Origin of the sequence: Paraburkholderia sabiae (assembly GCF_030412785.1) — a bacterium.
Classification (GTDB): domain Bacteria; phylum Pseudomonadota; class Gammaproteobacteria; order Burkholderiales; family Burkholderiaceae; genus Paraburkholderia; species Paraburkholderia sabiae.
In genome coordinates, this window is sequence record NZ_CP125297.1 from 164,782 (window position 1) to 184,114 (window position 19,333).

At 58.3% G+C, this 19,333-nt stretch carries 9 protein-coding genes and 9 pseudogenes; 8 read left to right on the plus strand and 10 right to left on the minus strand.

The window, feature by feature from the left end; translation table 11 throughout:
- Positions 1 to 450 precede the first annotated feature (450 nt).
- A pseudogene (locus tag QEN71_RS40530) lies at positions 451 to 1,260 on the plus strand (IS5 family transposase).
- 823 nt (positions 1,261 to 2,083) lie between these two features.
- Here QEN71_RS40530 and QEN71_RS40535 read toward each other — a convergent pair.
- A pseudogene (locus QEN71_RS40535) lies at positions 2,084 to 2,870 on the minus strand (transposase); the annotation flags it as partial.
- A 31-nt stretch (positions 2,871 to 2,901) separates the two neighbouring features.
- On the opposite strand from QEN71_RS40535, the gene QEN71_RS40540 reads away from it, so the two are divergent.
- Positions 2,902 to 3,255: a transposase gene (locus QEN71_RS40540; RefSeq protein WP_290468302.1), complete on the plus strand. Its 354-nt coding sequence runs from the start codon at positions 2,902 to 2,904 to the stop codon at positions 3,253 to 3,255.
- Here the strand turns inward: QEN71_RS40540 and tnpC (QEN71_RS40545) are convergent.
- The 6 genes and pseudogenes from tnpC (QEN71_RS40545) to QEN71_RS40570 form a co-directional block, all read right to left on the minus strand.
- Complete coding sequence (tnpC, locus tag QEN71_RS40545; RefSeq protein WP_201662954.1) at positions 3,174 to 4,760, minus strand: IS66 family transposase; 1,587 nt, start codon at positions 4,758 to 4,760, stop codon at positions 3,174 to 3,176. The genes QEN71_RS40540 and tnpC (QEN71_RS40545) overlap by 82 nt on opposite strands.
- A 30-nt stretch (positions 4,761 to 4,790) precedes the next feature.
- Positions 4,791 to 5,135, minus strand: coding sequence for an IS66 family insertion sequence element accessory protein TnpB (tnpB, locus tag QEN71_RS40550; RefSeq protein ID WP_201662951.1), 345 nt, complete (start codon positions 5,133 to 5,135; stop codon positions 4,791 to 4,793).
- Positions 5,132 to 5,614: an IS66-like element accessory protein TnpA gene (tnpA, locus tag QEN71_RS40555; protein WP_233472249.1), complete on the minus strand. Its 483-nt coding sequence runs from the start codon at positions 5,612 to 5,614 to the stop codon at positions 5,132 to 5,134. The genes tnpB (QEN71_RS40550) and tnpA overlap by 4 nt, the downstream gene beginning before the upstream one ends.
- Before the next feature lie 617 nt (positions 5,615 to 6,231).
- Positions 6,232 to 7,920, minus strand: coding sequence for an NAD(P)/FAD-dependent oxidoreductase (locus QEN71_RS40560; RefSeq protein ID WP_201662560.1), 1,689 nt, complete (start codon positions 7,918 to 7,920; stop codon positions 6,232 to 6,234).
- A gap of 338 nt (positions 7,921 to 8,258) precedes the next feature.
- A pseudogene (locus tag QEN71_RS40565) lies at positions 8,259 to 8,920 on the minus strand (IS5 family transposase); the annotation flags it as partial.
- A gap of 420 nt (positions 8,921 to 9,340) precedes the next feature.
- Positions 9,341 to 9,448: pseudogene (locus tag QEN71_RS40570) on the minus strand (IS6 family transposase); the annotation flags it as partial.
- 301 nt (positions 9,449 to 9,749) lie between these two features.
- Here QEN71_RS40570 and QEN71_RS40575 point away from each other — a divergent pair.
- The 3 genes and pseudogenes from QEN71_RS40575 to QEN71_RS40585 all read left to right on the plus strand — a co-directional run.
- Positions 9,750 to 11,339 carry a B12-binding domain-containing radical SAM protein gene (locus QEN71_RS40575; RefSeq protein ID WP_201662557.1) on the plus strand — a complete coding sequence of 530 codons (1,590 nt, stop codon included), beginning with the start codon at positions 9,750 to 9,752 and terminating at the stop codon, positions 11,337 to 11,339.
- Positions 11,339 to 11,950: a LysE family translocator gene (locus QEN71_RS40580; protein ID WP_201662554.1), complete on the plus strand. Its 612-nt coding sequence runs from the start codon at positions 11,339 to 11,341 to the stop codon at positions 11,948 to 11,950. Before QEN71_RS40575 ends, QEN71_RS40580 begins: the two co-directional genes overlap by 1 nt.
- A gap of 140 nt (positions 11,951 to 12,090) precedes the next feature.
- Positions 12,091 to 13,093 (plus strand): annotated as a pseudogene (locus QEN71_RS40585) (phage integrase family protein); the annotation flags it as partial.
- On the opposite strand, the gene QEN71_RS40590 reads toward QEN71_RS40585, so the two are convergent.
- The 3 genes and pseudogenes from QEN71_RS40590 to QEN71_RS40600 all read right to left on the minus strand — a co-directional run.
- A complete protein-coding gene (locus QEN71_RS40590) occupies positions 13,060 to 13,374 on the minus strand; it encodes an IS4/Tn5 family transposase DNA-binding protein (RefSeq protein WP_233472220.1) in 315 nt (104 codons plus the stop codon). The pseudogene QEN71_RS40585 and the gene QEN71_RS40590 sit on opposite strands and share 34 nt — an antisense overlap.
- A gap of 325 nt (positions 13,375 to 13,699) precedes the next feature.
- Positions 13,700 to 14,739 (minus strand): annotated as a pseudogene (locus QEN71_RS40595) (IS110 family RNA-guided transposase); the annotation flags it as partial.
- Between the two features lie 94 nt (positions 14,740 to 14,833).
- Positions 14,834 to 15,789: pseudogene (locus tag QEN71_RS40600) on the minus strand (IS110 family RNA-guided transposase); the annotation flags it as partial.
- 568 nt (positions 15,790 to 16,357) lie between these two features.
- Here QEN71_RS40600 and tnpB (QEN71_RS40605) point away from each other — a divergent pair.
- From tnpB (QEN71_RS40605) to QEN71_RS40615, 3 genes and pseudogenes are all read left to right on the plus strand, one after another.
- On the plus strand, positions 16,358 to 16,693 hold the full coding sequence (gene tnpB, locus QEN71_RS40605; RefSeq protein WP_290468291.1) for an IS66 family insertion sequence element accessory protein TnpB: 336 nt from the start codon (positions 16,358 to 16,360) through the stop codon (positions 16,691 to 16,693).
- A 63-nt stretch (positions 16,694 to 16,756) separates the two neighbouring features.
- Positions 16,757 to 17,926 (plus strand): annotated as a pseudogene (tnpC, locus tag QEN71_RS40610) (IS66 family transposase); the annotation flags it as partial.
- Positions 17,927 to 18,042: 116 nt separating this feature from the next.
- Positions 18,043 to 19,056, plus strand: a pseudogene (locus QEN71_RS40615) (ISNCY family transposase); the annotation flags it as partial.
- Positions 19,057 to 19,333 lie beyond the last annotated feature (277 nt).

Genomic DNA, 19,333 nt, shown 5'->3' on the forward strand with positions numbered 1-19,333 from the left:
AACCGCAAGGGACACTGACGAGGACGCGGGATTGAGAATGCGCAAGAAGCGAATGGTTGCCTGTAATGGGTGACATAGGGGTTCAAAATTTGCCCCAACTTGAAAGGGTGCTGACGTGCGCGCGGTGCGGCAGTCGCCAGCCTGCATCAAAGGTTCGCGAAGGGAAGCTTGAGAGAGACCGGCGGCACTACGGTTCAGCGCCCTTGTCTCGCGTCAGCGGGATGAATCGATGATGCGAAGTCAGCGAAAGGTTGTGTTGCTGCAGGTACAACCGGCATCAGTGAGATGCTTCTTGCCGTGCTTGACCCGTATGCGGGGAAACTCGCACGTACGGTTCTTCGAGGGCCGCGTTTCCGGAAGGGAACGTGGCTACCCTCTAATCATGAACCGGGGCTGTTAACTCGCGGTGATTGATGTTAACTTCATCGTTGTTTCGGTAACGGAAAGGACATGGCCAAGCCGATACTCGATGATGAGTTGTGGGCACTCATTGAACCCTTGCTGCCCCCACCCAAACCACGCCGTTCACGCTACCCCGGACGCAAACCACTCGATGACCGGGCAGTGCTCACCGGCATTCTGTTCATCCTGCAGACTGGCCTGCGCTGGAACCTGTTGCCGCGCGAGATGGGTTGCGGCAGCGGCATGAGCTGCTGGCGCCGTCTGCGCGACTGGCAGGCCGCCGGCGTCTGGGACCGACTGCACGAACAGCTTCTTGCAAAGCTACGCGAAGCTGACCGCACAGACTGGTCGCGCGTGATCGTCGACTCCTCCTCGATCCGCGCGGTTGGTGCGGGTCAAAAACGGGACCCGATCCCACCGATCGTGCGCGACCAGGTTCAAAGCACCGCCTCATCACCGAAGCGCAAGGCATCTCGCTCGCGGTAATCCTCACTGGCGCCAACCACCACGATGTCACCCAGCTTCACGCGCTGGTTGACGCCATCCCGCGCATCGCCGGCAAACCTGGCCGCCCGCTTTCGAAACCCCGGATCGTTCAAGGCGACCGAGGTTACGATCACGACAAATATCGCCGTCCACTACACGCTGCCCGGCATCGACACTGAAATCGCCCGACGAGGCGAACCTCACGGCAGCGGACTGGGCAAAACCCGCTGGGTCGTCGAGCGCAACATCTCCTGGCTTCACAACTTCCGACGGCTGCGCATTCGCTTCGAATGTCTTGCATTCATGAATGCCTTCATGAAAATCGCATGCTGCATCATCTGCTGGAGAAGACTGAAAACGTCATTTTGTTAAGGCTTGTCAGTGCCTGCTTCGACCAAACGGCTCGCGTATCGAATTGATACGGATTGGGCGGATCTAACCGGTCGTTGCAACACAGTCAAATTCGCCGCTTAATCCGCCATCGTCGCGGCAATCCGAGGTGTTGCACATCCAACATTGTCGGATATGCAACATCAACAATCCCACAAAAGATACTTGGCAGAAGATCCCACAATCGCGTTTCGGAGGGTGGACGGCCATCAACCAGCCCGATGTACAATGTGTCGGAAGATACCTATCCTGTGTCTCGTGGCGTTGGCGCAACTATTGCATCAACTGTCGAGAGGCAATCGAAGCGGAAGGTAATGAAGCGTGAACACGAAACCAAACCCTCACGAACCACAGGCAAGATCCGCAAGAAATGACAGTCGACACGTTATCGCGGCGTCTACTGAAGGTGTCGCGCTACGCGTTATTACTGAACCGGCGCTCTGGATCAGCAGTTCCATTCCGTTCCCTGACCAGGAAGTCTTTTCCTGTGTTGCTGTCCAGCCCGACAAAAGAATACTTCGAAAAGAAAGTTTATCGAAAGCTCTGTCAGAATGAAGCAGTGCCGCGGCGAGGTTAGTAGCATGGAGCCCGACATTAAAGTGACTGTCAGGACGACCTAGTCGAGCCGGAACTTTCCGGTCCAGAGTGTGTGGAAACTCCATTGCTACCGCTAAGCGGGTGATTACCGGACAGGTTGATCGAGGTTGATACGGCAAGTTTGCACTAATCGAACATCACGAGCCCAACAAAGCTCCTCGGGGCTTTAGCTTCCGACCATCTTCATGGCCTTCAACGTCCCCGCAATGCCGACATTGGTTACCTCGTGCTCAACGAGCAGATGATGTTTCGTGTCTACGGCTGGCTGAACGTTGTAGCCCACTATGCCGGAGCCTCTTCCGCTTGTTGCCATGGAGCGTGCATCGGGATCCGTCATCAACAGCTGTTTGTCCGGTTGCTTCTCTAATTGCTTTCTGATCTTTGCAAGCTCACGCATCTGCTGGCGCAAGCGGGCGATCTTCTCGTACAGGCGAACGGTCTTCACATCGAAACCTGTTGGACTGGTCCGGTCTGCGGTTGCAATCAGGTCGAGATACCGCTGCACGCTATCTTCGATCTGCTCCTGACGCTTGTCAATCTTGCTAGCCGTGTAGTTCCTGTCGCGGCTGTTTGACGCCTTGAACTTGCTACCATCAATGGCCGCCATGTCACTGGACAGCAGTTTCAACCCACGACACAGTTCGACGAAAGCCGGCATACATTGCGAATGGCTGCGCCGCTATCACGGCGAAAGTCAGCGATCGCCTTGAAGTCCGGAGCCAGACGTCCCGTTAGCCACATCAACTCGACGTTGCGCTGGCATTCACGCTCAAGACGCCGGCTGTAGATATAGATCTTCAGCATCACACCCGGATGGTAGGACGGGCGGCCCGTCACCGCCGGCGTGGCACCGTCGAAACCGAGTTCTGCAAGATCCAGTTGGTCGACGAAGGCGTCTATGACCCGGACCGGGTTGTCCTTCCGATATATTCATCGACGCATTCTGGAAGTAGTGCGACCTGCTTGCGGTCGTCGCCTTCAACGAATCGCTTCATGAGTCACCCGCGCTCAATGCGTTGATTCAGTTTGGGCGAACAACGCTTTTTCACACACGCTGGACCGGGGTTCAGACGGCAACTTGTTGAACAGCCGTTCGAGCCGGGCGCGTCGGTGACGTTGATCGCCCGCTGCAACGACGTCAATGCGAACCTGTTGTTCAAATGGAGACGGCTTTATCTGGCAGGAGAGAACGGTTTGCCACGCCCCCTGAGGGGTAAGCGTCGCGTGGGAGCCGTTGAGAATTCTCTGGACAAGCGTCGAAGGACGCGGCAGGCGTATCGCGCTGCTGCCAGCAGGGATCAAAGCGAGGCAGGTGTAGATAGGGGGAGATGCTTCGCGACGTTCCAGGGCAACAATTCGTCGATGCGGTTGGCCTGGTGATCGGCGATGTGCGTAAGCACGTATTCCAGATAGGAGCGTGGGTTGATGCCATTCAACTTGCACGAGCCGATCAGGCCATACATGGCGGCGGCTCGCTCACCACCGCTGTCGGAGCCCGCGAACATAAAATTGCGCCGACCAAGGGCCACACAGCGCAAGGCATTTTCGGCAAGCACGTTGCTGATTTCGACACGGCCGTCGTCACAGAACAGTGTGAGGCCATCCCATCGGTTCAGAGAGTAGTTGATCGCTTCGACCAGTGGTGCCTTTGGCCAGAGAGTGGCGAGTTTCTCCTTCATCGACTTCTCGAGAGCCACGAGCAACGGGCTGGTCTTTTCTCGCCTGACGCGTCGCCGCTCATCAGGTGGTCTGCCGCGGATAGCAGCCTCGATTTCGTAGAGATCGCCAATCATGTCGAGCCATTGCTTCGTGGTTTCCGACGGCGCTGTCTCATGGACGTCGAAGAGATATCGACGCGCGTGATCCCAGCAAGAAGCCAGGCGAACTTTGCCGCTTTCGGTCAGTTCGTTGAAGCCGGCATAGCCGTCCCCTTGAAGGACGCCTTCGAATCCGGCGAGATGGGTCTGGGGGTGGATGCCTTTTCGGTCCGGCGAATACGCGAACCAGACAGCAGCGGGTTCGCTCGAACCTGAGCGGCGATCATCGCGCACGTAGACCCACAACCGACCGGTCCTGGTCTTCTTGTTCCCGGGTGCGAGCACCGGGATCGGCGTGTCGTCCGCGTGGAGCTTCGCACTCGCCATTGTGTAGCGACGCAGCGCTTCAGTCAGCAGTCGGCAGAGTTCTTCGCATTGCCCGACCCAGCGTGCCATGGTGGCCCGATCGAGACGTACGCCGTCGCGCGCCGCGATCTCGGATTGCCGATACAGCGGCGTGTGGTTCGCATACTTCGCAACGATGATCTCAGCCAGCAAGCTCGGATGCGCGATGCTGCGCTCGATCGGCAGCCCCGGCATGGGTAGTTGCACGATATGTCCACAACCGGTGCAGATCCGCTTGCGACGGATCGTGCGGATGACCTTGAACATCGCCGTGACGCGTGCGAGCTGCTCGGACACGTCCTCGCCGAGCAGTTCCATGGCGTTGTCGCACTTCGGGCAGATCGAGGCGGGCTCGAGCACGCGCTCCTCGCGCGGCAGGTGGGGCGGCAAGGCTTCCTGCGGGGATGGCGCAGACACGCCTGAACTTGATGCACGAGCGCGCGCACGGCGGACATCGGCGACGCCGCTGCCCGCTGCCAGATCCTCGAGTTGGGTTTCGAGCCGATCGATCTGCCGCTCAAGTTGCTCGGATTTGCGACCGAAGTGCATACGCCTGAGCTTGTCGATCTGGGCCGTCAGGCGCTCGATCTCCTGGTCCCGTTCGACAATCTCCCGGTCGCGGTCGGCAATCTCCTGCAGCATCTTTGCCATCGACGCCTGCTGCTCGAGCACCAGGGCCTGGAGCTCGGCAACGGTGTCCGGAAGTGGCGCATGATCGGGCATGCGCTGCAGTTTACGAGCCTTCGATGCGGTTTACAACATCGACAATGCGGCCGTACGACGGGGTTGTCGCCAATCGATGCCTTCCAGCAACATCGACAGCTGCGCCGACGTGAGATAGATCTTGCCACCATCAGCCTGGGGCCAGACAAAACGCCCACGGGTAATCCGCTTCGCCAGAAGCCATAGTCCGTCATCGGTTGCCCAGAGAATTTTTACCAGATCGCCGCGACGTCCCCGAAAAATGAACACGTCGCCGCCGAGCGGATTCTCTTCGAGTGCCGCTTGCACCTTCGCGGCAAGAGCCGGGAAACCACTACGCATGTCGGTGACGCCTGCGGCGATCCAGATGCGAGTGCCTGCCGGCAGGCCGATCATCGGGATAGCTCCCGGATCAGCAGCCGCAGCATATCCGGTGACACGTTGCCGCGAACCCTCAAGCGTGCACGGTCGAACTCGATCTCGCAAAGATCCTCTGGCGACCGTGCTATATCGACTGCCATCGGTGGCTTATGTTCTGCCGCCTCAGCGACGACATCCACAGGCAACAGCGACGGCACCTCCGATGCGCGCTTCGGCGTTACGCCCTCCGGAAGCGTTGGCAAACCGTACTCTCCTTCCAGATAATGCCGTCGCCATTTGAACAACAGGTTCGCATTGATGTCGTTGCTGCGCGCGATCAATGCCACCGACGCGCCCGGCTCAAAAGATTGTTCAACCAGTTGCCGTTTGAACTCGGTCGGAAAGTTCGGCCGCTTATGTGCGCCGTCTGCGGCGCCAACGCCCCACGTCTTGTCCACTTTGGTATCCACCATTAAATTGGTGGATACCAAACTACCCAAAACCTCAATCAGCACGCCAGAACGGCCACTGCGAGACGCTTACCCTGAGGGCGCATCGCCGAAGCGGGCACGGGAGGTGTCGTCGCTGTTGCCCGTGGATGTTATTGTCGCTAAGGCGGCAGATCATACGCCGTCGGCGCTGCTTAAGGTGCGCGAGGTAAGCGCCGCAAGACGCTGGAGGGAGATCGATACTTAAGTCAGTGTGGCGTACATGCTCACGGAAGGCGCGTTTTAAGAATATCTGTCATGCTTATTCATGTAGTTGATCTCCGTTTATGTCGATTCCATTTAGGGAGTATGAGTTTGTCGAAATTGGAAAATGTCCAGTAAGATAGGCAGCGATTGCGAGAACTGCGAGAGCGATAAATATAAGTTTCATAAAACTTCCACGCGCAGACGAGAGCTTTATCCACAAAACGAAATTCGGACGATACCTTTCGCGGTACCGAATGGCGATTCCTCTTTATCCGCAGGGCAAGTTAGGCTGTGAGTTGCGGTCTTGGGCCTTGTACGCCGGTGGGGGATCGGGTTACGGTTCTATCGACTGCAGAACGGCGTAAGGTTGTGATCGGGTCATCTAGCGGTTGACGCTTCATGCACGTGATTCTCCTAAAGATTCATCAGGCGCGATATCAATAGCTATACGCGCTGCAGACTTCATCAAGAGGATTGCCCGACACAAGCCTTCCTCCCGTGCTGCGTATTACGGCACAGGCGCTGTTCACGGCTGTCTGCACGGCTCCCTCAATCCACCCGCCAGTGAAAGAACAGCCACATCCGGCCAGATAGAGGCCGCTATCAGTTGCCGGATCATTGGCGGTCCTGAACTGGAAGAAGAGGCGCTGCGAATAAACATCCTCGCCTGGATAGTTGAGCTTAAAGGCACCCGATGAGTGCGGGTCAGTCAGCCAGTCATGGTGCAGGACATTACGCTCATAGTCACCATCGGCAGGAACTAGATGGCGCGCAAGTTCTGGATGAAATGTGGCAAGGTCGTCGATAAAATACCCGCACCGCTGCCTTTTGTCAGGGACGGTCAGTAGCTTGTGGGCGTCATCTTCCCACGTGTAGCTGAGTAGAACCACCCCTTGACCGTCCGGCTTGTTGGGTTCGTAATCAAGACAATACACCCCTCGAGCAAAACCGTCTGACTGAATGGTGACCGGCAGATCATTTTTGATCCAGAACTTGTCGCGCGTGAGCATGAACAACTTCGATGATCCGGTAAGATGTGATTCCCTGACGGCGCGTGACACGTCGCGATTTAGAAAAGTTTCGTCGTCGGTCAGGCAGTGGACCATTTGCATTGCCCTCGTGTTGCTGGTGACGATCACGCGGTCAAAAGCCAACGATTCGTCTTGATCGGTTATCAGCTTTATCTTTCCATCTTCTTTGTGAATGCGGCCGACGCTACTGAAGCGAACGCGTTCACCGACGGTGCTTTCACCGATCTTTTGTGCGGCAAGTCGCTCGGCTAACGTCGAGATTCCGCAGGAAATGAGGCGCTGATCATCCAGGTAGCCGTTGATGACCAAGCGCAGTATTTCAGTGAATCCCGCTTGATAAACAGGCAGGAACCCCCCGGATCCGATGCCCAAAGAACCAAACAGCTCAAAGTCATAGGGCCTCTCCCAACGGATACCTCCTGGAGGGTGAGAACCGGTGAAGATCGCAACAATGGATGCGTAGAAAGAACTGTCACGAAACACGTCTAGCCACGCCTGCCATGCTGCACGCGCCTCCTCGAGCCGATGTGACTTCAACATGCTCGTGATCGCTAGCGGCGCAACAAGGGATCTGTCGTTGAGCACGCATCCTTCATGCAAAAATGCTCTCCAGCCTTCGTAAACGACTGCGAATAATGGCGGCGGGGGCTCGCCTGCGAGCCACGTATGGCGAGTACCGCGATAATGTAAATCGGTATCGACTATTCCTGGATCCGGGAAAGTCTCTGCCGTGGAAATGCGATGTTTGTTCAGGTAATGGAATAGGCCGGTCGCACTCGGGGGAAAACGCATTGCGCCCATTTCAGCGATAAGATGCGGATTCCGCGGATCGAATGACTGCGACCATATTCTTCCTCCAATTCGATCACGGGCTTCAAATAGCGTAACATCGTCCACACCTGCCCGCATCAGTTCCGTGGCAGCCACTAGACCGCTGATCCCTGCGCCAACGATGGCAACACGCGGAGAGGAGGTGCGTGGCGACAATGAGCCGATGCTCCCTTCAGACTCGCAACGATCGAGGAAGGGGGCGTAGTCATACAACAGGTCAATAGTTGGTGATGAGATTTGTGAAGATGCGATGCAGTCCTGCATGGATTATCTCCTGTTGCATTGAGTATGCTTTGGAACGGAAGATCGTCGTAAATAGGTGGTGATCGTTGACAGAAGAGATGGATGACTGTATTACTCGTCGGCAACACTAATGCTCATCTTGAATAGCCCGAATACGTACCCTATCAAACCGGGCGAGGCCATATCAAACAAATAAAATTGATATTCGTAGCAAGCCAATGCGAGGTATAGCGTGATTAGAAGCACTAGGAATCTCTGCAAAAGCCCAGCGTTAAGGTAAGTTGGCCTATCCTATGGCATGCAAGCGGCGTTGTTGCATAAATCAGGCGTGGATACAAAGTGACCCTGTGTTTTCGATCTCAGGCGATGCGGACGGACTGCGGGCGTGCAAGAGCCGCCATGCGGTTGAGCACGCCTGCACGAATCGATACTTCGGTTGCCTGGGATCCGATCTTGGGAGCCCATAGGCAGGAGTCCCGTAAGAATCTTGAGCCGGTACTTCAGAGTCTCGGCCAGCGAGCACCGGTGGTAGCCACTCGCCTGCTTCCGTTCTCGCCTGCTGCTTTTTGTGATTGCGTCGATGGCAGCATTGCGCCAAGCCGCGCCGGGCGTGCTGCCTGGCCACGGCGTCTCGCCCTCGCGCGGCGGGATCGACGGAACAGCTCCGTGCGCCGCAATCTGAGCATGGCACGCCTTGGTGTCGTAGGCGCCATCGCCACCGATGGTATCGATTGCCGCGTCAGCGGTGGAATCTGGTCGAGCAACTCAGGCAGAACTTCACCATCGCCTTCGTCCTGATGGATCATCAGCGCGGCGCAGATCCGGCCGGTGTTCGCGTCTATCGCCGGATGTCCCTTGCGCCACGTGCGACGTTTGGACCTGCCATGCTTGCGTACCCTCCACTCGCCCTCGCCGTGGACCTTCAGTCCGGTGCTGCGGAGCACGAGGTGCATGGGTTCATTCGGACGCTGCGTTGGCAGTACACCTTGAGGCTCTGCGCGCGACGGCTCAACGTCGTGTGGTACAGCCCCTGACAGGTACCCGCACCGGGGCGATCTCCGCACCGTCACCATTGAGACTGCGACGAGTGTGGAAGATCACCGCTACGAAAATGACTTCTGCAGACCTTCCCTGACAGCTATTCTCAACATAGGTCCGCTGCGCCGGCTTAAGTTGCGGCTAGCGCGTCGTTACGGTGCAGATCAAACTAACGCGCGTGGTCACGGGTGCACGATGGACTGCAAAGACGTGTCTTTGATACAAATCAATGCGGGCGGATGGCAATGAAGCGGCGCGCGAACACGAGCAGTTGAAATAGCGCAACGCTGTGAGCCAGATTGGCATCCCGATGCATGTTCAATGCAGGCCGCGAATGTTCGAAATGTTCGATTTGTTTTAGGCTCCATATAGCTGGCCTGCGTGATATTGAAGAGCTGGCGGCAGGTTTGCGGCGAGCAGCTTTGACGCGACGTGCGAAGCCCGCGCCGGATTTGTCGCACCAGCGGCGGATGGTCTCGCAACTGATGACGACACCGCGCTGAACAGCAAGAACAGGACGCGCTCGACCGGATTGACGAATTTGTCATGGAGCTCACGCGTGTGAGGGCGATCCTCGAGCCGCTCGAAGCGCTGCACCCGAACGACGAGTGCCGCGAGGATTGAACAGGCCGACGGTCCAGAACTGACTTGCGTACATATGTATCGGTTCTGCAGAGAAGGTACAATAGCAATGCAGTAAAAATTGAGAGCCGAGGCAATCAGGAAACAACTGGATGTCATCAAGTTTACACATCCGCCCAGGCTGACCAATACCTCAGGTAAAAACCAATACAATCTGAGAGGGCGACTTCGTGAATAAAGCGCGAAACATCGTATTTTTTGTCAATCCGCCCAATAGCAACGACTTGGATACATACGACGCAAATGAGGTCGCTGTCTCCAAAGGAGTTCAGCATACAGACTGGGCCAATTTCCCGCACCTCGGGATCCTATCACTGACATCTTACATAGATTCGTTACCGGGTCTCGACGGTCGATACATCGACGGCGTGATTCATCCAATCGATGACATCCTCGCCGCCATTCATCATCAAGCCAACAGAACCCTGGCAGTGTGCCTCAGTGCGATCACAGCTAACTACGCCTCAGCGATTCGCATTGCGAGATCTGTAAAGGAAATCGATTCAAACATTGCGATTGTGGTGGGAAACGATCACTTTACAGCATTAAGTAATGAGATCCTGATGCGGCATCGAGAGTTGATCGATTGCGGATTTATTGGCAATGAAGTGTATTCCAGCCTTTCTGAATACCTGTTGGACAGGAAACAATCCCAAGCGACGGGCATCTATCCGGGATCGGTCCATTGGGAATCGGGACGAATTGTCTCCGATCCGACGGTCCGGGAAGACGTCAATCGAATTATTAACTATGATCTGATCGACCGAACGTTACCGCATAGTACCGTTTATACGGAGAACTTCAAACGCCGACTCGGACAGCGGATTTTCGAACTGACCGGTCGACGCGTGCGCAAGGGAGTTCCTGTCGAAATCGGGCGCGGCTGCATCAAATTCAGTGGCGACGACGCGTGCTCGTTCTGCTCGATTCAATATGGTGGCATGTGGAAGAACGAATTGCCTGCCGGTCATGCGTGGACTGCAATTCACAGCGCATGGGAAGCTGGCTACGACTATTTGTATGTTACCGCCGACGAGCTGCCATTAACATTCGCTCGGTTAATGCTGGACATGGCGCAATCGCCCCCACCATGGTGGCAAGCATTGCCGCCGGATGAACGTCCAGTACTCGTCGGTTACGCGCGGGCTGACGGCATGGAAAAGGACCAAGTCCTGAAGGCGATGCGCGATATTGGCTTCCGAATTCTATTCGTCGGGGTCGATGCAGGCGCGGCCCGGTCATTGCAGGCACTCAACAAACCGCTTCGCAATAAGGATCCGGCGGCTGCCGCGCAGAGGATGTACGATGCGAATCTGCGTGCTCTGAGCAACGCACGCAAGTACGGTGTGGCGATCAAGGCCGGATTCGTACTGGGTCATCTGGGTATGAACGAAATGCTACTGGAGGAAAATGTCGCCACTTACGCCGAGTTTCTGAAGGCTGGGCGCGATGTGATCATCAGCGCTGACATCGAATTGCTATCGCCCGAGCCGGGATCGAAGGATTTTCACTACCTGACTCATCCCGACGAGGCTGACGCGATGTCTGAGCGGCTCGGACTTGATATAGGCGATTCTCTGTTGCGACAACACATCGCCGCGCATTACCGGCATGTCGATATCTTCTATCGTGAAGCAGCTATCGACGATTACATTCGGGCGTTCATGCCTGAATTGTCGAAGGAGCGACTTTCTGGTGCGCGCGATCGCGTGCGCGGCGAATGCAGACAATTGGGGATCGTCGTCGGGGATGACTTCTGATGAGATTTGAGCAAATCCTGATATTCGGCCTGACGTGCATCGGCTTTGGATTCATTCCAGGCCCAGCCTTGCTGCAAACGGTTTCTCTGACATTGCAACATGGCCGGCGCGCCGGGCTGTTGTCTGCGTTCGGCATCCATCTCGGCGCACTATTTCAGATTGGCGTCGTTGCGCTTGGTGCAGTCGTAATCCTGAAGACATCCCCGGTGATCTATCATGCCCTCAAAGTTGTCGGGGGCGGATATCTGATTTGGCTGGGCATTCAGCGCATCCGCGCGCGTGCTGAATCGAACCAGACAATCCACTTGCCCCGAAATATTGTGTCGTCGAGTGCGTTTATCGAAGCGTCGAATCCGAAATCGGCATTGTTCTATTTCTCGTTCCTGCTGCAGTTTACAGATGCGAACGCGTCCCTTGAACTCGGCTGGCAGCTTCTTCTGCTCGGTGCGTGTGCGAATCTGCTGTTTTCATTGTCCGACGTTATCTGCGTGCTTCTTGCGCACCCGTTACGGAGTGGCGTGAGGCCGGGCGGACGAGCTTTCCAGATTGGCCAATTGATAGCGGGCGCGCTCTTCATTGTACTCGGTATAGTCGCAATCGTCAGCGAATAACGCGCGAGGATTTCGCGATGTTCCCGGAGATGATCGGTAAATTTGATGATTGACAGATAGACTTCGTTACCAGTCCGTCACTGATTCTTCTCTAAACTGGCGATCATGAAAACGCGTGAGACCAAACCGATCACCTTTCGGACGACGCCGAGCTGGCCGCGCTGCGTGCCTGGTACGCCAGGCTCGACGCCCGGGCGGCCGTCGCCAGCTATCTGGGCGACCGCGAGGCGCCAGGCGAATCCGCGCGCGGCGTGCTCGGCCGCATCCGGCAAGTCCTGATCACGTTTGCGGCGAGCCGTCACCGGGCTGACCTGGCAGCAACATTCGGCGAGCGGTCCGCGGTGTCGGCCGACACCGTGGCGCGCGCGTTCGAGACGTTGCGTGGCCTGCCAGCCCCGGCACCGCAGATTGCCGATGAGATCGACCAGTGATTGCCGCCGCGCGGCGGGCTCATGGCATCCGGACGCTGGCCGGGTTGACCGTGCGGACTCCGCGCCGGCGCCGCTGGTGGACGGCGATTGCAGGACTCGGCGTCGCCAGTACACGTCGCGTGGAGGCGTTTTTTGCCGCCCCAATCCGGCGCTGACCGAACGGGCGCGGACGCAAGGAGGCGGAACAGCTGATCCTGTGGGCGATCGTCGAGCGGGGCCGTGCGCTGTCGTCGCTCACACTGACGGCCCGATCGCGTACCGGGCATTCCTGCGCCGGCCCATGCCGCGCGAGCGTTGGGTCCGGCCGTCGCGGCGGCGGCACAGTGTCGAATGGCGACCGTTCGTCGGCGCGCTGTCGCCCAGATCAGCAACGTACGCACTCAATGTCCGGTCGGCGCTGTTTCGCTGGCTGGTCGAGCAACGCTATGTCCTGCCAATCCCTTCGCCGGCGTCAAGGTCAAGAGCCACACGCCGCGCGGGGGACTGGACGTGTCGCGTAGCTTCTCCGAGGGCGAGTGGCTGCTGATCCGCACCGTTGCCGACGGCATCGAATGGTCCTACGGCTGGAGCGTGCCGGCCGCCCATCGCCTGCGGTTTCTGCTGGACTTCGGCTATGCGGCGGTCCTGCGCGCTGGTCGGCGCGACGCTCGCCGATATTCGGCGGGATGAGCACGGCGATCACTGGCTGCACGTACTCGGTAAGGGTGGCAAGCGCGAAATGGGGCCCTGCGTCGCCTTGAAACGATCTGCATTTGCCCGAAAGTGACCGCTCAGGATGTCCTGTTCGCTAACTCGATCGTTAGACAGGAACCGGTAAGCTGCTTTGGTCGCGGCCCAATCCTGGCATGCGAAAGGAATCGTCTGTCCCATGCCTGACCACAACCGTTCCAGCACCTTACCAAAGCGCTTGCGTAATCGTGCATCCTGAAATTCGCTGGCCTGGACCTCTCTCTCCAACCACGCCGGTTCGTTTGCTTGCCGTTTCCCCGCCATCTCTCTCGTGCGCGCTGGTCATGACGTACGCCAGGTTGATATGACTTCTCGTGTCAATATGATTGGTTCTGTGTTTTCGATGTTTGAATATCCTGAGGGCGACGTAGCAGTAAATCTCGACGGTGGATCAAGCTGATATCCGCGGATTGGGTACCGCATTACAGATGTCCGCCCAATGAGCCTTCCGCTACCTACCACCGCAAGTCGGATGAGATCCGTTGTCTACCCTGGTCGCGGGTTACTGGTGTGCCGGGCTACGCCGCCTTCAGGACACTCCTTGCTCGTATGGTTACGTTAGATGCAGTCGTACGGGATTGCCGCCACCTCATGCTACCTGTGTCTCGCGTGGTATGGCCAGCGACAAGGAGAGCCGGCAGATGTCCCAGATGAATCCGCTGAGTTCACGGGCAACTGCGACTACGGCGATATTCTTCTGCTTGCCGCGCGCGACGAGTTTGCGATAGCGTCGGCACAAGCGCACCTGTGCGTCCCAGGCTCGATCGACAATCGGTTTAGGCAGACCTTCGTGACGACGCTGAATATCGGGGCTCACACGCGCAGGGTGGCGATAGCTCCATGCAGCCTCAACTAGCAGCTTTCTTGCATAACTGTTGCCGCTTTTAGTGATGCTGCCCTGACGACGCTTGCCGCCCGATGAGTGCTCGGAGGGCGTCACCCCGAGCCACGCCATCAACTGGCGTGGGTGCACGAAGCGTGAGAGATCGCCCAGCTCGGCGAGCATGCCCACTGCCGTGGTGAACTGGACACCGCGCATTGCCTGCAGGCCAAGGACAGCGGGATAGAAGCGCCAGTTGACGACTGCCTCACGCAGCGCAGACTCCAGCCGGTCACATTGGGCGAGCCGGTCTTCGATCGCGCGACGTAGCTCTTCAAACGCAAACTGCTGCCACGCACTGTCGAAACTGTATGCGCTCAGCCAGCGTCGGTGCGCCGGCCCCCAGTCGGCAGAGCGGGTATAGCGCACGCCGTGCGACAGCAGAAAGGCTTTTACCCGTTGCCGTGCACGCTTGAGGTCGTCCTTGGCAATCACCCATGCGCGGGCCAGATCCCGGAATGCTTCATCGTCGACGCTGGGGACGTATACGGCCGACAGGTCGCCGGCACGCAGCGATCGGACGAGCTTGACGGCATCACGTCTGTCAGTCTTGATGTGATCACCTGGCTTCCGGGGAACAGCGAGGGCGCACAGACCATGCACTGGAATTCTTTCTGGACAAGCTGCCGGTAAAGCCCATATCCGCACGGACCGGCCTCATAAACGACGTTGATATATCGCGCTTTGGATTGCAGGCGCTTGCACAACCGTTCCACGTCGGCCTGCGTCGTACCGATCTTGCCGAGCAGCCATAGGCAAAGGAATTTCCTGAGGGCGACGTAGCAGTAAGGCCGACGGTGAATCACGCTGATATCCGCGGGTTGGGTACCGCATTACGGAGGCGATCGCCTTTGGAATGCCTTCGTGTCGAGGCTGCAGTGTTTTACCTACGCGGGCCGGATGTCGGTAGCTCCACGCTGCTTCGACCAGCAGCTTTCTTGCATAGCTGTTACCCGCCTTGGTGACGCCCCCTTGGCGTCGCGTTCCTCCGGACGAATGTTCTGAAGGTGTGATGCCCAGCCACGCCATCAACTGGCGTGGATGCTCGAAGCGTGAGAGATCGCCGAGCTCGGAGATCATGCCGACTGCCGTAATGAACTGGATGCCGCGCATCGCCTGTAACGCCAGCACTGCCGGATAGAAACCCCACTCGACGACGGCTTCGCGCAGCGCCACTTCCAGTCGCTCACACTGTGCTAGCCGATCCTCGATTGTGCGTCGATGTTCTTCAAATGCAAGTTGCCTCCATGCTGTCTCGAAGGAATATTTGCTTAGCCAGCGTCGATGTGCGGCGCCCCAGTCCGCGCGTCCGACATAGTGCACACCGTGGCTTAGCAGGAAGGACTTCAGTCGTTGTCGCGCGTGCCGTAAATCGTCCCTCGCCGATGCCCAGGCTCGCGCCAAATCCCTGAATGCCTCGTCCTCGACGCTTGGTACATATACCGCTGAGAGGTCGCCGGCACGCAGCGAACGCGCCAGCTTTATCGCGTCGCGTCGCGTCGGTCAGTCTTGACCCGTTCTCCAGGCTTCCGTGGAATCAACGATGGCGCACATACTATGCAGTCGAAGCCTTGCTTGACCAGACGCCGGTACAGCCCGTAACCGCAGGGCCCAGCCTCGTAGACGACTCGGATATGCCGCCCTTTGGATCGCAGTCGCTTGCACAAGCGATCAATTTCCGTCGGCGTTGTCCCGATCTTACCCAGTAGCTCGACTTCACCCGCATCAATCGCATAGGCAACTGTGATCGATTCCTTATGCACATCAAGCCCGACGTACACCGTGCTATCGTTGTCCATGCTGGCCTCCGTGGGGAAGTTGCCGGGGTGCGGCCTTTGCCCACCCATGCGGCTCTGGCAGCGATGCTAACCCGCGTTGATGCCCCACGCCAGGCCAGCCCCTCTACCCACGGAAAGTCATACTGACTTACGGATCAAGCTGATATCCGCGGGTTGTTGGCTACCGCATTACAGATGTCCGCCCAACGAGCCTTCCGCTACCTACCACCGCAAGTCGGATGAATATCCGTTGCCTACCCTGGTCGCGGGTTACTCGTGTGCCGGGCTACGTCGCCTTCAGGAAACTCTTCGCATGTCGTTACGTTGGATGCGGTCGCGTAGCATTGCTGTAGATCATGGCATCTGTGTCTGGCGCGGTATGGCCAGCGACAAGGAGAGCCGGCAGATGTCCCAGATGAATCCGCTGAGTTCACGGGCAACTGCGACTACGGCGATATTCGCATCGGTATCTGAAGGAAGCCGTCGACCAGGCCTTGATGCTTCGAGGCCATCGCGACTTCGCTGACCGGCCCGCCTGGCCGGTGTCGGCGGCCGATGATTGCGCGGCCTGGCTACAGGGGTGGTTGCGATGATCCGCATCGACGCGATCTGGCTGGCAACTGAGCCCGTGGACATGCGTGCGGGCGCCGATACGCTGCTCGCACGCGTGGTCAAGGTATTCGGCGCGGCGCGCCCGCACCATGCTTACCTGTTTGCCAAGCGGCATTCGACGCGAATGAAGGTACTGGTCTACGACGGCCTGGGGATCTGGCTGGCCACGCGGCGCCTGAATCGCGGGCGGTTTATATGGAGCAACGGCGAGCAGGCCGTTGCACTGCCGCTGAACCAGGAACAGTTACGGGCACTGGTCACGGGACTGCCGTGGCGCACGCTGGCCAGCGATCACGCCATTACCGTGGTGTGAAGGCGACGCGCACGTAAACAGTTTCGCTTCCTGATGCGTGGTGTGTCTGGCAGACTCGATGTCATGGACCTGCCCGTCGATCTCACCACGCTCAGCCCTGACCAGCTTCGCGCACTGGCCGCACAGCTGGCCGTCCAGCTTGCAGACAGGGAGCGCGAAGTCGGTGAGAAGGAACGGGAGCTGCAATATCGGCAAACCCGTATCGACCAGCTCGCTGCGCTTGCCAAACTGTTGCCGTTTGATGACCGAGAGTTCATGCGTGATACGCCCGAACGCAAATCACGACAGCAACGTGCGCGACGCGCACCATTGCCGGCGCATCTGCCGCGCACCGACATTCATCACGACGCGGATACCACGGCATGTCACTGCGGCTGCGAGCTCGAGCGCATTGGCGAAGACATCAGCGAGAAGCTTGACTACACGCCAGGCGTGTTCACAGTCGAGCGACATATCCGCGGCAAGTGGGTGTGCCGTCAATGCGAGACGCTGACACAGGAACCCGTGCCCGCGCACATCATCGACAAGGGCATCCCGACGGCCGCGCTGTTGGCCTGGGTGCCGGTATCGATGTTCGCCGATCATCTGCCGCTGTACCGGCTTGAACGCATCTGCGCCCGCGCAGGGCTGGCGATCCCTCAGTCGACACTGGGCGACTGGGCGGGCGTGTGCGGCGTGCGACTACAGCCGCTGGTCGATGCACTGCGCGAACAGATCCTGCGTCAGGCTGTACTGCATGCGGATGAAACGCCTGTGCAGATGCTCAGTCCGGGCAAAGGCAAGACACATCGTGCGTATCTGTGGGCGTATACCACGACGCAATACGCGTCGCTCAAGGCGGTCGTGTATGACTTCGCCGACAGCCGCGCTGGGGAGCATGCGCGCGCCTTCCTGGGTGACTGGCAGGGCAAGCTGGTGTGCGACGACTACAGCGGCTACAAGAACAGCTTTACCCGGGGCATCACGGAGATCGGCTGTGCTGCACATGCGCGACGCAAGTTCTTCGAGCTGCATGCAAACCATCAGAGCGAGATCGCCGGGCAGGCATTGAAATACTTCGGCACGCTATACGAAATCGAACGCGAAGCCGCGGTGCTTGATCCCGATGCACGGCGTGCGCTGCGCCAGAGCCGTTCGAGACCGGTGATGGATGCGTTGCATGCGTGGCTGAGCGCGCAGCGGTGCCTGGTTCCAGAGGCCTCAGGAATTGCGAAAGCACTGGCTACCTCATTATCAACTTTTATGTATGTAGCGGCTAGATGGTAATGTCCGCTTAGCCGCATAGAAATGTCCGCTTTTGATGCCGTCGTATGCTAGCCACCCGCCGTTTTCGGGCGCTCTAGACATCGATGGCTGTGACAGAACGGATAACAATGGCGATGCGGGAACTGGACAGATTCAAAGTCATTCAGGATGTGACGGAGGGACGGCTCAAGCCATGGCGTGCTGCCGAACGTCTGGGTCTGACGACGAGGCAAGTACGGCGGTTGGTGGCCCGATACCGCGAGTCTGGCGCTCCTGGACTGATCTCTCGCAAGCGCGGTATGCCCGGGAATCGGAGACTGGACGGCGAACTGGCCCAACGTGCTCTAGCCATCGTCCGGGAGCGATACGCCGATTTCGGCCCGACCCTGGCGTGTGAGAAGCTGCGCGAATGTCACGGCATCCGGCTCGCGAAGGAAACCGTACGTAACCTGATGACGCAAGCCGAGCTGTGGATACCGCGCCGGCAGCGCCCGCCGAAGGTCTACCAGCCGCGCGCGCGGCGCGCCTGCCTGGGCGAACTGGTGCAGATCGACGGCAGCGATCACCGGTGGTTCGAGGAACGGGCGCCGGCCTGCACGCTGCTGGTGTATGTCGGCGATGCGACGAGCCGGTTGATGGCGTTGCATTTCACGACGACCGAATCAACTTTTAGTTATTTCGAAGCGACGCGCGCATACATCGAGCGCCATGGCAAACCCGGCGCACTCTACAGCGACAAGTACAGTGTGTTCCGCAAGTCAGGCGCGAACAAGGATGGCAATAGCGTGACGCACTTCGGGCGGGCCATGTACGAACTGAACATCGACACGTTCTGTGCAAACAGCAGTCCGGCCAAGGGCCGCGTCGAACGTGCGCACCTGACGCTGCAGGACCGGCTCGTCAAGGAACTGAGGCTGCGCGGCATCAACACGGTGGCCGAAGCCACCAATGCGTACGCTCCGCTCTTCATGGCCGCTTATAACGCCCGCTTCGCCAAGCCCCCGAAGAGCGATTTTGACACACACCGGCCGCTGCGCGCTGATGAGAGCCTTGAGCTGGTGATGACGTGGCGCGAGACGCGCAAGGTGACAAAGTCGCTGACCGTGCAGTATGACCGCGCGTAGAGGTTGGTCAACCCGAGCCTACGTTACCTCCGCATGCTCCGCCGTTCACGGCGGGGTCGCGTTGATCGTATATCTTGCTCCGAGGTTCCCACGGTTAGCGACGATCGGTCGCTCGTTTGTAGTTGCTTTGGGCCTCGATTGAACTCCGTCAGCCATCGATTCTTAGAAACCTCCCGACCTGGGTCTAGGCGAGGTGCAATCAGGGAAAGGCCTTCTCAAGCCGACGACCTAAAGCACAATATTTCCGGGGTATCCGGAAGTTCGTGTGGAA

Bases quoted from the DNA above. Each gene is read 5' to 3' on its own strand.
- tnpC (WP_201662954.1), bottom strand. From the start codon at position 4,760: ATGCCCGATCATGCGCCACTTCCGGACACCGTTGCCGAGCTCCAGGCC.
- tnpB (WP_201662951.1), bottom strand. From the start codon at position 5,135: ATGATCGGCCTGCCGGCAGGCACTCGCATCTGGATCGCCGCAGGCGTC.
- QEN71_RS40560 (WP_201662560.1), bottom strand. From the start codon at position 7,920: ATGCAGGACTGCATCGCATCTTCACAAATCTCATCACCAACTATTGAC.
- QEN71_RS40580 (WP_201662554.1), top strand. From the start codon at position 11,339: ATGAGATTTGAGCAAATCCTGATATTCGGCCTGACGTGCATCGGCTTT.
- QEN71_RS40590 (WP_233472220.1), bottom strand. From the start codon at position 13,374: ATGGCGGGGAAACGGCAAGCAAACGAACCGGCGTGGTTGGAGAGAGAG.
- tnpB (WP_290468291.1), top strand. From the start codon at position 16,358: ATGATCCGCATCGACGCGATCTGGCTGGCAACTGAGCCCGTGGACATG.